This window comes from Rhodococcus sp. 27YEA6, from assembly GCF_044908235.1.
Lineage (GTDB): Bacteria > Actinomycetota > Actinomycetes > Mycobacteriales > Mycobacteriaceae > Rhodococcus_F > Rhodococcus_F qingshengii.
The window spans coordinates 665,773-676,720 of the sequence record NZ_JBIYCY010000002.1; the positions used below are offsets into that span (position 1 = coordinate 665,773).

The following is a 10,948-nucleotide window of genomic DNA, read 5'->3' on the forward strand; positions in this document are numbered from 1 at the left end:
CCGGACCTCTGGCGGAACGAACCCCGGGTGTCGAGGTGTCAGAAAGGGAGAGGGTAGACGAAGTCACTGATCAATTGTGGTCTCACACCTGGTTGAACTTCCAAGTGAGAGCGGGTGAGTTCACTCACTTGAGACCGCGAACACAAATGGGACGCCCGGTTTCCCAGACGTCCCATTTGACAGGTGAAGCGGTGAATCTACTTCGCGGCCATGGCCTTCTGCAGGTTCACGTCGAGCGCGCCGAGGAACTCCTCGGTGGTCAGGTAGCCCTGATCGCCGCCGACCAGCATCGAGAGGTCCTTGGTCATCTGGCCGCTTTCGACGGTCTTGATGACAACGTCTTCGAGCGCCTGCGCGAAGCCGATGACCTCAGGGGTGCTGTCGAGCTTGCCACGATGCTCGAGCCCGCGGGTCCACGCGAAGATGGACGCGATCGGGTTGGTCGAGGTGGGCTTGCCCTGCTGGTGCTGACGGTAGTGACGCGTCACGGTGCCGTGAGCAGCCTCTGCCTCACAGGTCTTTCCGTCCGGTGTCAGCAGAACCGACGTCATGAGGCCGAGCGAACCGAAGCCCTGGGCCACGGTGTCGGACTGGACGTCGCCGTCGTAGTTCTTGCATGCCCAGACGTATCCGCCCTCCCACTTGAGTGCGGAAGCGACCATGTCGTCGATGAGGCGGTGCTCGTAGGTCAGACCTGCAGCATCGAACTCAGCCTTGAACTCGGTCTCGTAGACGTGCTGGAAGATGTCCTTGAAGGCACCGTCGTACGCCTTGAGAATGGTGTTCTTGGTGGACAGGTACACCGGGTAGTTCTGCTGCAGTCCGTAGGTGAGCGACGCGCGAGCGAAGTCACGGATGGACGTGGTGAAGTTGTACTGCCCCTGGACGACGCCGCCCTCTTCGGGGAAGTTGACCAGTTCGTGCTCGATCGGTGCGCTGCCGTCCTCAGGCGTGTAGGTGATCATCACCTTGCCGGGGCCGGGGACCTTGAAGTCTGTGGCGCGGTACTGGTCGCCGAATGCGTGACGGCCGATGATGATCGGCTTGGTCCAGCCCGGAACGAGTCGCGGAACGTTGGAGATGATGATCGGTGCGCGGAAGATCGTGCCGCCGAGAATGTTGCGGATCGTTCCGTTCGGGGAACGCCACATCTTCTTGAGACCGAATTCCTCGACACGTGCCTCGTCCGGCGTGATCGTGGCGCATTTGACGCCGACGCCGTGCTTCTGGATCGCGTGCGCTGCGTCGATGGTGACCTGATCGTCGGTCTCGTCGCGGTACTCGATACCGAGGTCGTAGTACTCGAGGTTCACATCGAGATACGGATGGATCAACTTGTCTTTGATGAACTGCCAGATAATGCGCGTCATCTCATCGCCGTCGAGTTCGACGACGGTGCCCTCAACCTTGATTTTGGACATGGGTGCTTCGCGTCCTCCTAGGAAGTTTCCCTGGTTACACGGTTGCGGTCACACTTTGTGAGTGGGTCCGCGAACGGTTCGATTATCAAACCTAGACGGTGTGGACTGATCTCGGGAGATGAGTCCCAAACAAGACAAGCGTACTGCTAACCCGTGAGGCCGCAACCGGCAGGTCCACTCATCGGTCTCTACTCGCGAGTAACTTTTGCCTGCTAGTGGGCTGCGTCGCTCTGTCTCGCGTGCGGTTGCGGCTCACATTTCGCCCCGTGTCAGGACTGCGCTCACTTCCCGGTAGAATCCGACTTGGTCATGAGTGCCAGCGTCAAGCCCCGGCTCGCTGGACGGCAACCCTCCAACCGCGGTGGGGTGCCCCGGGTGATGACCAGGTTTCCCGACGTGGATCTGCTCGCGCAGTTCCACCGCAATTCGGGTGACAAGCGCGGGTCCGACAGGGACGGACCCCAGACCGGGCCGAGCCCCACGGAGGTATTTCAGTATGTGTCGCACTTGTAGATAGACCCCAGCACGGGGCGGCGATCATTCGCCCCCGTCCGACATCTATCCGTCAGACCACTGGAGTGAACAAATCATGACCGACAACACAGCCGACGCCGCAGCAACTTCGGATCCGACCGCGAACTGGTCGTTCGAGACCAAGCAGGTGCACGCCGGACAAACAGCGGACACCGCCACAAATGCGCGCGCTCTGCCGATCTACCAGACCACCAGCTACGTCTTCGACAGCACCGATCACGCTGCTGCACTGTTCGGCCTCGCCGAGCCGGGCAACATCTACACGCGGATCATGAATCCCACACAGGACGCCGTCGAGCAGCGCATCGCTGCCCTCGAAGGCGGAGTCGCCGCACTCCTCCTCTCCTCGGGTCAGGCCGCCGAGACCATCGCGATCCTCAACATCGCCGAGGCCGGCGACCACATCGTCTCCAGCCCGTACCTGTACGGCGGCACGTACAACCTCCTGCACTACACCCTTCGCAAGCTGGGTATCGAAGTCACGTTCGTCGAGGATCCCGACAATCTCGAGCAGTGGCGCGAAGCCATTCGCCCGAATACGAAGGCGTTCTACGGCGAAACGATCGCCAATCCGAAGAACCACATCCTCGACCTACCCGGTATCTCGTCGCTGGCCCACGAGAACGGTCTTCCGTTGATCGTGGACAACACAGTCGCGACGCCGTACCTGCTTCGCCCACTCGAACACGGCGCCGACATCGTCGTTCACTCCGCCACCAAATACCTTGGTGGACACGGCACCGCGATCGCCGGCGTCATCGTCGACGGTGGCACTTTCGACTGGACACAGGGTCGCCACACGAACTTCACGACGCCTGATCCCAGCTACCACGGCGTCACCTTCGCGGACCTCGGCGCGCCGGCGTTCGCACTCAAGGCCCGCGTCCAACTGCTGCGCGATCTCGGCTCCGCCGTGGCGCCGTTCAACGCGTTCCTCATCGCGCAGGGTATCGAAACCTTGAGCCTGCGCATCGAGCGCCACGTATCGAATGCACAGAAGGTCGCCGAATTCCTCGACGGTCACGTCGAGGTGGCCTCCGTTTCCTACGCGGGACTTCCCTCCTCGCCATGGTTCGAACGTGGAAAGCAGCTGACGCCCAAGGGAACCGGCGCCATCGTCACCTTCGAATTGCCCGGCGGTATCGATGCGGGCAAGACGTTCGTCAACGCCCTGACGCTGCACAGCCATGTCGCCAACATCGGTGACGTTCGCTCACTCGTGATCCACCCCGCCTCGACGACACACTCGCAGCTCACCCCCGAAGAGCAGCTCGCCTCCGGTGTCACCCCCGGACTCGTCCGCCTCGCGGTCGGCATCGAAGGAATCGACGACATCCTCGCCGATCTCTCCGTCGGCCTGGCAGCGGTGGCAAACTCGTGACCGTGAACGAATTGGAGCCCAGGATCGACCTCCTGCCCCCGCCCGACGGCCAGGTGGGGTTCGTCGACATCGGTGCCTTGGAACTCGAGAGCGGCGCGGTGCTCCCATCGGTTTCGCTCGCCGTTCAGCGGTGGGGTGAGCTTTCCCCGAACCGCGACAACGTCGTACTCGTCGAGCACGCACTGACCGGAGACTCACACGTCACCGGACCGATCTCCGCGAATCAGCCCTCCCCCGGCTGGTGGAACGGGATGGTCGGCCCCGGCGAACCGATCGACACCGGCGAATGGTGCGTCATCGCAACCAATGTCCTCGGTGGTTGTCGCGGCACGACCGGTCCCAGTTCGCCGGCCGACGACGGCAAGCCGTGGGGCAGCAGGTTCCCGGAGATCTCCATCCGGGATCAGATCGCGGCGGAGAAGAAGCTCGTCGATCTCCTCGGGATCGACCAGTTGGCCTCGGTAGTCGGCGGATCCATGGGGGGCATGCGCACCCTCGAATGGGCAGTTACCTACCCGGACGGCATTCGCTCCGCGTTGGTTCTCGCAACCGGTTCACGGGCCACTGCAGATCAGATCGGCACCCAGACGACGCAGATCGCTGCCATCGTCTCCGATCCGGATTGGCAGGGCGGTGACTACCACGGAACGGGGCGGGCACCTCGCACCGGACTCGGCATCGCCCGTCGCATCGCGCACCTGACGTACCGCACCGAGTCCGAACTGGACGCGCGCTTCGAGAACTCCGCTCAGAACGACGAAAATCCTTGGAACGGTGGACGATACGCCGTACAGAGTTACCTGGAACATCAGGCAGACAAGCTGGTCGACCGCTTCGACCCGAGCACGTACGTCCTCCTGACCGAGGCCATGAACCGGCACGACATCGGTCGTGGACGCGGCGGTGTTGCGGCGGCGTTGGCATCGATCACGGCACCGGTCGTGGTGGGCGGCGTCGACTCGGATCGGCTGTATCCCCTTCGCTTGCAGGAGGAGATCGCCGACGGAATTTCCACGTGCAGCGGCCTCGAGATTCTCAAGTCCAAGGACGGCCACGACGGCTTCCTGACGGAGGCGGACGCCGTCGCCGGACTGCTTCGCCGAACGATGGAGTTCGCACGTACGGCTCGCTGATTCGGCACAGAGCCACGTTTTCAGGATTCGTCAATGTCGGGAAAACCACAGCTGATCTGCGGGTTTTCCCGACATTCTCATTGGCGAACGTGAGCCGGCGCGGCTAGCATCGGCGAACGTGAATCAGCCATGCTCGACGCGCCTGCAGGCTACGTACATTCCCGAGCACATGTCCTTCGCGTTCTGGGGTGACGCAGACCCGGCAGCGCGGCTGTCGGCACTGGGGATGCCGACCGGGTCGCCGGGCGTGTGCAGGCTTGCGATCCCGGTCGACGAGTCGATCACAGCAACCGACGTCGGAGCGCAACTGCTCGACCTCACCACCGCGATCGACGCGTTCCACAACCTCGATGCTGGTCGCGGCGACCTCGGATCGTCGCTGCTCGCGTGGAAGCGCGTCATCGACACCGGCGCACATGACATTCCGACCGCAGCGCATGCCGCTATCGAGCGCGACGACACGAAGATCCGAAGCGCCGAGTCCACGGTGCGGTTGTTCACGGATGCGCGTACAGCCGTGGACAGCCTTCGCCGAGCAAAGATTCAGGCGACTCTTCGCCCGTATCAAATGCAGGGAGTTGCCTGGCTGACGGCTCTGTCGGGTTCGGGTGGTGGGATCTTGGCCGACGAGATGGGTTTGGGTAAGACACTGCAAGCGATTTCGATGATCGCGATCCGCGCCGGCGACGGTCCGCATCTGGTTGTGTGTCCCACCTCGGTGATAGGAAACTGGCGCCGCGAGATCGAGCGATTCGCTCCGCATCTGCCACTGCACGTTCATCACGGGGCCGCCCGTGCACTTCCCACTCGTATCCCCGCCGGCACTACGGTTCTGACCAGCTACAGCGTCTTGCGTTCCGACGCAGCCCAATTTGCCCCGGTCCATTGGAGTTCAGTGGTCTTCGACGAGGCGCAACAGATCAAGAACCCCGCTTCCCTCGCCGCGAAAGCAGCAATGCAGTTGTCGGCGGACGTCAAGGTAGCGATGACCGGCACGCCGGTGGAGAACCGCCTCGAAGAATTGTGGTCACTCTTTCGCGTCGCAAATCCCGACGTCCTCGGAACTCGCGCACGGTTTCGTCAACGCTTTGCCGTACCGATCGAGTCCGGTCGATCGGCCACCGCGGCGACCAGGCTTGCCGCGGTCATCGATCCCTTCATTCTGCGCAGAACCAAAGACACAGTGGCCAAGGATCTTCCGCCCAAGCAGTTCTCCACGGTCTCGTGCACTCTGACGTCGGAACAGGCGCGCATCTACCGGTCGGCAGTTGCCGATGCGCTCGACTCCGGATTGGGCACGGGAATTGCCCGGCGTGGCAACATCCTTGCGCTTCTGACCACTCTCAAGCAGGTATGCAATCACCCGGCGCAGGTCACCGGCGATACGGACGACCTCTACGGAAGATCCGGAAAGCTCGACCGCGCAACGGAAATGATCGCCGAGATCGTCGACGACGGCGATCGCGCGCTGATATTCACGCAGTACCGGACGATGGGCGAGATGCTCTCGCGACACCTGGGAGCCGAACTGGGTATCGGTGCCGTGCCTTTCCTCCACGGCGGCCTGAACACCGACAAACGAGACGCGATGGTCGACGCGTTCCAGAACGAGACGGATTCACCACCGGTTCTGATTCTGAGCTTGCGCGCCGCCGGCTTCGGCCTCAACCTCACGCGCGCAAGTCATGTCGTGCACTACGACCGGTGGTGGAACCCAGCCGTCGAGGATCAAGCAACCGACCGGGCACACCGCATCGGCCAGAAACGCACCGTCAACGTCCATACCTTGGTGACGGGCGGTACCGTGGAGGATCACATAGCAGCGATGCACGAGTCCAAACGAGCTGTGGCCGATGCTGTCTCCGGGAACGTCGAGGCCGCGCTGGCCGATCTCCCCGACGCCGAACTGCGTGAACTTCTCGAACTCGACGGCGCGGTGATCATCTGATGGCCAACGAATTCGGCGTCACCGCTTGGGGTCGAGCGTGGCTGCGCACGGTGGAGCGGACCGCGGCGTCCGGTCCGAACCCGTCCCTGCCGACGGCTCGCACCCTGGCACGCAACGGTTCCGTGGAGTTCACCGTCGTCTCGTCGGGGACCGTCGTCGCCGAGGTGAGCACCAAGGCAAAAACTTCGTCAGTGACGATTGGTGTCCCGCTCTGGACCAAATCCGAGATCGCTGCAGTGAAGAGCCTTCTCCGTTCGGCTGGAAAGGCGAACAGATCCGTCTCCACCGGCGAACTACCGGACAGCGTCGTCACCGAACTGCAGGCTCGAAATATCGCAGTAGCCGTTGATCTTTCGGAGTGTACTGCCAGCTGCGACTGCTCAGGCCGACGCTCGCCGTGCGTTCACCATCTCGCCGCAATCTACGCCCTGGCCGGGCGAATCGACGAGGAACCGGTCCTCGCAGTGACGCTGCGAAGTGCACCGGACAAGGCCGGAAAGAAGTCGGCATCCACTCAGTCACCGGAGTGGATCCCCTTGAGCGACATCAACATCCGCTCGTTCTACGGGGACTGACCTTCTCAGTCGGTACCGAGCGGATCGATGGTCAGGGCGAGCGTCGCGATCAGCACACCCATAACGCCCATCGCCGCAGTGTCGAAGACCCTTCCACGCACCGCGAGCAACCCCACACGGTTCTCGGGAACGAACCACCGAGCGGCAGCTCCGATGATGACGGCAACACCGAAGACGAGGGCGCCGCGGCGCCACCGGTCGGCCAGCACGAGAACCACGGCCGCCGCGATCACGGCGAGGACCGCGAGCATGGGCAGATTCTTCTTCGCGAGGCCGACCAGTGAGGACATCGGACTCAGACTCCGGCCAGAACCCGCTCGGCGCGCTCGACCACGTTGGTGATCAGGAACGCGCGGGTCAGCGGTCCGACACCACCGGGGTTGGGTGAGACGAAGCCGGCGACCTCGTTGACGTCGGCTGCGACGTCGCCGCGCAGGCCGTCGTCGGTGCGACTGACGCCGACGTCGAGGACCGCTGCCCCGGGCTTGACCATGTCTGCGGTGATGAGGCCGGGAACGCCGGCGGCAGCGACGATGATGTCGGCGCGGCGAACCTCGGCCGCGAGATCGCGGGTACCGGTGTGGCAGAGCGTGACCGTCGCGTTCTCGCTACGACGCGTCAGCAGCAATCCGATCGGGCGACCGACTGTGACGCCTCGTCCGACTACCACCACGTGTGCGCCTGCAATAGGGACCTCGTAGCGGCGCAGGAGATGCAGGATTCCACGCGGGGTGCACGGCAGCGGGGCTTCCTTGCCCAACACCAGTCGACCGAGGTTGACCGGGTGCAAGCCGTCGGCGTCCTTGTCGGGGTCGATGCGCTCGAGGGCTGCGTTCTCGTCAAGGTGCTTGGGAAGCGGCAACTGCACGATGTAGCCGGTGCACTCGGGATTGGCATTGAGCTCGTCGATCGTCGCGTTGAGCTGCTCCTGCGTGATGTCGGCAGGCAGGTCGCGTCGCAAAGAATTGATACCGACCTTGGCGCAGTCGTTGTGCTTGCCGCGCACGTAAGCCGCGGATCCGGGGTCGTCGCCCACCAGGATGGTGCCCAAGCCGGGTGTGATGCCCTCTGCCTTCAGAGCGCTCACCCGCACCTTCAGGTCTTCGAAGATTTCGTCGCGGGTAGCTTTGCCGTCGAGGATCGTTGCAGTCACGGCGACCATTGTTCCAGGTTAGGGTCGATGAGTGACAACGGCTCCGGAACTACGCGGCCCGAGGGTGCTCCTCTCCCCCGTCGCGCCCGATCATCACGCCCGTCTGCGGGCAATTCACCTGCACCCGGACGTCGTGCACTGGTGGCAAAATCCCGACGACGACTGGCCTGCAGCGCCGGAGGCTGGCACCACGCGCTACAGCATCTTCCACGGCGACCACCTGATCGGCTTCATCCAGTGGTATGAGGCGGAGGACAACCCCGACTTCCGCCACGCCGGGCTCGACTTGTTCCTCGATCCCGACTTCCACGGCCGAGGGTTCGGTCGCGAATCGATTCGCGTGCTGTGTGCCCACCTGATCGACGACCTCGCATTCCACCGTCTGGTCATCGACCCGGAGGTCGACAACTCCGTCGCCATCCCGTGCTACCGATCGGTGGGGTTCAAAGACGTCGGGGTGATGCGCGAGTATTCGCGAGATCGCCATGGTGTGTGGAAGGACGGACTGCTGATGGATCTGCTCGCACGGGAATTCATCCGCTGATCGACTGGGACGAGTTCGAAAGGACCGACATCATGTTGCTGGACAAGGAATTCACGGCCACCCTGCAGAAGAGCGACGCCAAGGGCGGGTGGACTTATGTGATCTGGCCGGAGTCCGCCGAGTTCTTCGGCACCCGCGGCCTGGTCAAGGTACGCGGGACGATCGACGGACATCCGTTTCAGAGTTCGTTCATGGCGTTGGGAGACGGTAACCACAAGCTGCCGGTCAAAGCCGATCTTCGCAAAGCCATCGGCAAGGAGACCGGCGAGCTGGTGACGGTGCGCCTCGAGGAGCGCTTGGAGAGCTAGGCGCTGCTACTTCATGTCGACGACAAGACCGTGCGCCGACGCGTACGCCACCGCCTGCATCAACTCGATCTGCGCGTTTCCGACGGACGCGGACGTCCACAGGCTCGGATCGATCCGTGCACCGCGCAGGTCTGCACCTTCGAGTTTGAGTCCACCCGTACGAGCACCGGACAGATCCGCCGACGCCAGCACCGCGCCCCGCATGTCGGCCCGAACCAGGTTCGCTTCACGGAAGCGGCATGAGGTGAAGTCGATCTTTCTCAGGTCCGCCCCGCCGAGTGAGGTCAACGAGAAGTCGACTTCGTCGAGCGTCAACGGCCGGATGCGGCAACCGTCGAACGTCGACCCGAGCAGACTGCAGTTTCGGAACGTGCTGTGCCACAGGCTGGTCCGGGCAAAATTGCACGAGCGAAACGCAGTTCCCGTGTGCACGGACTCCCCCAGATCGGTGCCGGTGAAATCACAGTCCGTGAACACCACAGACTCCGTCGTGAGTCCCGTGAGATCGGCATCTCGGAAATTGCAATTGGTGAAAGTGCGCTGACGCCACTTCTGCCCGGCCAGCCGCGCGTCTGAATAATCTTCGCCGACGACATCGTCGGATTCTTCGGGGAGCATGCCGTCCATACTGCCCCGCCGCACCGACACCGGTTCGGCGCCCCTGGTGGCGGCGGACAATCAGCCGGCCGACACCCAGCGATCTCGTCCGTCGCTACCAATCCCACACACCATCGCTCTGCCCTTTGTCGTCACGCCTGTTGCTCCAGGGGTCGAACAGAACGAGCCCGGATTCACCGTTCCTCCCGACGGTTTCGGCGGAACGTACGCCGGTTCCGTTGTCTTCGGCGGTGTGTACGCCGGAGCGGGCGGAACATACGGCGTAGTCGTGGTCTCCGAGACCTGCGGAACCAGCGGCACTATTGCCACGGTGGTTGTCGTCGGTGGCGGCACGATCGTTGTCGTCGTCGGCAAGAGGGACGAAGTCGTGGTCTTCGTCGTCGACGGGACAGTGCTCTTGGTTGTCGTCGCTGCAGCTGTCGTCGAAGAGGTCGCAGCAGGCGTCGTCGATTCTTCCGACTTGCCCGCTCCCGTCGCCGCGGCGATGGCAACCAGCCCCACGACTGCCGCGCCGGCGATCCACGGCCACTTACGCCGCGTCTTGCCTTCCTCGGCGTTAGTGTCCGGCACCGCCGATCCGGGTGCGCCGAAGACCTGCGTGGGAGTGCCGAAAGCCTGAGTGGGTGCGTCGACGCCCTTGGGCCGTGTCTGCGCGGTCCACTGCTGACCGTCCCAGTAACGGTCGATCGTGGGGTCGAAGGGGTCGGGGTTCCAACCGGCGGGAGGGTTCATGAAATGTCCGTTCTGAGAAGAGTGCCGGAAATAGGTTCGCACGGACTGGCCGGTTTGTTACCAATTCGCCCACACTTCTCCACCGCTCTTCTCGCAGACGCGGGCACCGATATGCCGCCCGGTACAGTTCCTCGAGTGTTCCGAGTGATGTTCCACGAGCCCCGCATCCCACCCAACACCGGAAACGCGATCCGCATGGTCGCGGGCACCGGTTGCGAACTCCACCTGGTCGGCCCTCTCGGGTTCGACTTGTCGGAGCCGAAGCTCAAGCGCGCAGGCTTGGACTACCACGACCTGGCGACTGTCACGGTCCACGAAAACCTGACCGCTGCCTGGGAAGCCGTCACCCCCGCTCGCGTATTCGCCTTCACCGCGCACGCGACCACGTCGTATGCCGATATCGCCTACCAACCCGGCGACGTCCTGCTGTTCGGACCCGAACCCACCGGACTGTCCGAAGAAGTATTGGCGGACGAACACGTCACCGAGCGCCTGCGTATCCCGATGCTGCCCGGACGCCGGTCCCTCAACCTGTCCAACGCTGCCGCCCTCGTGACGTACGAGGCCTGGCGTCAGCACGGGTTCAAGGGCGCTGTCTGAT

General features: G+C 63.4%; 12 protein-coding genes, 1 pseudogene and 1 riboswitch. Of the genes and pseudogenes, 8 read left to right on the forward strand and 5 right to left on the reverse strand.

Going from position 1 to position 10,948, the window contains the following annotated elements; genetic code table 11:
* Nucleotides 1–197: 197 nt before the first annotated feature.
* Complete coding sequence (locus ABH939_RS09555) at nt 198–1,421, reverse strand: NADP-dependent isocitrate dehydrogenase (protein ID WP_003940772.1); 1,224 nt, start codon at nt 1,419–1,421, stop codon at nt 198–200.
* A gap of 305 nt (nt 1,422–1,726) precedes the next feature.
* Nucleotides 1,727–1,867, forward strand: a riboswitch (SAM riboswitch).
* Between the two features lie 143 nt (nt 1,868–2,010).
* Between ABH939_RS09555 and ABH939_RS09560 the strand changes: the two genes are divergently transcribed.
* The 4 genes from ABH939_RS09560 (at nt 2,011) to ABH939_RS09575 (ending at nt 6,992) form a co-directional block, all read left to right on the forward strand.
* On the forward strand, nt 2,011–3,336 hold the full coding sequence (locus ABH939_RS09560; RefSeq protein ID WP_073512454.1) for a bifunctional o-acetylhomoserine/o-acetylserine sulfhydrylase: 1,326 nt from the start codon (nt 2,011–2,013) through the stop codon (nt 3,334–3,336).
* Nucleotides 3,333–4,469 (forward strand): homoserine O-acetyltransferase, encoded by a 1,137-nt coding sequence (locus ABH939_RS09565; RefSeq protein ID WP_007727395.1) that lies wholly within the window; start codon nt 3,333–3,335, stop codon nt 4,467–4,469. The genes ABH939_RS09560 and ABH939_RS09565 overlap by 4 nt, the downstream gene beginning before the upstream one ends.
* Nucleotides 4,470–4,587: 118 nt before the next feature.
* A complete protein-coding gene (locus ABH939_RS09570) occupies nt 4,588–6,417 on the forward strand; it encodes a DEAD/DEAH box helicase (protein ID WP_404649575.1) in 1,830 nt (609 codons plus the stop codon).
* Nucleotides 6,417–6,992 (forward strand): hypothetical protein, encoded by a 576-nt coding sequence (locus ABH939_RS09575; RefSeq protein ID WP_064443385.1) that lies wholly within the window; start codon nt 6,417–6,419, stop codon nt 6,990–6,992. The genes ABH939_RS09570 and ABH939_RS09575 overlap by 1 nt, the downstream gene beginning before the upstream one ends.
* Before the next feature lie 5 nt (nt 6,993–6,997).
* Here the strand turns inward: ABH939_RS09575 and ABH939_RS09580 are convergent, their stop codons facing one another.
* Together ABH939_RS09580 and ABH939_RS09585 are read right to left on the reverse strand one after the other, a co-directional pair.
* A complete protein-coding gene (locus ABH939_RS09580) occupies nt 6,998–7,282 on the reverse strand; it encodes a DUF3017 domain-containing protein (RefSeq protein WP_003940740.1) in 285 nt (94 codons plus the stop codon).
* A gap of 5 nt (nt 7,283–7,287) precedes the next feature.
* Nucleotides 7,288–8,145, reverse strand: coding sequence for a bifunctional methylenetetrahydrofolate dehydrogenase/methenyltetrahydrofolate cyclohydrolase (locus ABH939_RS09585; protein ID WP_007727401.1), 858 nt, complete (start codon nt 8,143–8,145; stop codon nt 7,288–7,290).
* Between the two features lie 31 nt (nt 8,146–8,176).
* On the opposite strand from ABH939_RS09585, the gene ABH939_RS09590 reads away from it, so the two are divergent.
* Nucleotides 8,177–8,689 carry a GNAT family N-acetyltransferase gene (locus tag ABH939_RS09590; RefSeq protein ID WP_404649576.1) on the forward strand — a complete coding sequence of 171 codons (513 nt, stop codon included), beginning with the start codon at nt 8,177–8,179 and terminating at the stop codon, nt 8,687–8,689.
* A 32-nt stretch (nt 8,690–8,721) separates the two neighbouring features.
* Nucleotides 8,722–8,997 (forward strand): DUF1905 domain-containing protein, encoded by a 276-nt coding sequence (locus ABH939_RS09595; RefSeq protein WP_007727403.1) that lies wholly within the window; start codon nt 8,722–8,724, stop codon nt 8,995–8,997.
* A 6-nt stretch (nt 8,998–9,003) separates the two neighbouring features.
* Here the strand turns inward: ABH939_RS09595 and ABH939_RS09600 are convergent, their stop codons facing one another.
* Nucleotides 9,004–9,624, reverse strand: coding sequence for a pentapeptide repeat-containing protein (locus tag ABH939_RS09600; protein WP_003940770.1), 621 nt, complete (start codon nt 9,622–9,624; stop codon nt 9,004–9,006).
* On the opposite strand from ABH939_RS09600, the gene ABH939_RS09605 reads away from it, so the two are divergent.
* Nucleotides 9,614–10,234 (forward strand): hypothetical protein, encoded by a 621-nt coding sequence (locus tag ABH939_RS09605; RefSeq protein WP_404649601.1) that lies wholly within the window; start codon nt 9,614–9,616, stop codon nt 10,232–10,234. The genes ABH939_RS09600 and ABH939_RS09605 overlap by 11 nt on opposite strands.
* Before the next feature lie 17 nt (nt 10,235–10,251).
* On the opposite strand, the pseudogene ABH939_RS09610 reads toward ABH939_RS09605, so the two are convergent.
* Nucleotides 10,252–10,347: pseudogene (locus ABH939_RS09610) on the reverse strand (DUF2510 domain-containing protein); the annotation flags it as partial.
* 135 nt (nt 10,348–10,482) lie between these two features.
* Between ABH939_RS09610 and ABH939_RS09615 the strand changes: the two are divergent.
* Nucleotides 10,483–10,947, forward strand: coding sequence for a tRNA (cytidine(34)-2'-O)-methyltransferase (locus tag ABH939_RS09615; protein ID WP_007727408.1), 465 nt, complete (start codon nt 10,483–10,485; stop codon nt 10,945–10,947).
* Nucleotide 10,948 lies beyond the last annotated feature (1 nt).

Bases quoted from the DNA above. Each gene is read 5' to 3' on its own strand.
- ABH939_RS09560 (WP_073512454.1), top strand. From the start codon at position 2,011: ATGACCGACAACACAGCCGACGCCGCAGCAACTTCGGATCCGACCGCG.
- ABH939_RS09595 (WP_007727403.1), top strand. From the start codon at position 8,722: ATGTTGCTGGACAAGGAATTCACGGCCACCCTGCAGAAGAGCGACGCC.
- ABH939_RS09575 (WP_064443385.1), top strand. From the start codon at position 6,417: ATGGCCAACGAATTCGGCGTCACCGCTTGGGGTCGAGCGTGGCTGCGC.
- ABH939_RS09555 (WP_003940772.1), bottom strand. From the start codon at position 1,421: ATGTCCAAAATCAAGGTTGAGGGCACCGTCGTCGAACTCGACGGCGAT.
- ABH939_RS09605 (WP_404649601.1), top strand. From the start codon at position 9,614: ATGCCGTCCATACTGCCCCGCCGCACCGACACCGGTTCGGCGCCCCTG.
- ABH939_RS09600 (WP_003940770.1), bottom strand. From the start codon at position 9,624: ATGGACGGCATGCTCCCCGAAGAATCCGACGATGTCGTCGGCGAAGAT.
- ABH939_RS09580 (WP_003940740.1), bottom strand. From the start codon at position 7,282: ATGTCCTCACTGGTCGGCCTCGCGAAGAAGAATCTGCCCATGCTCGCG.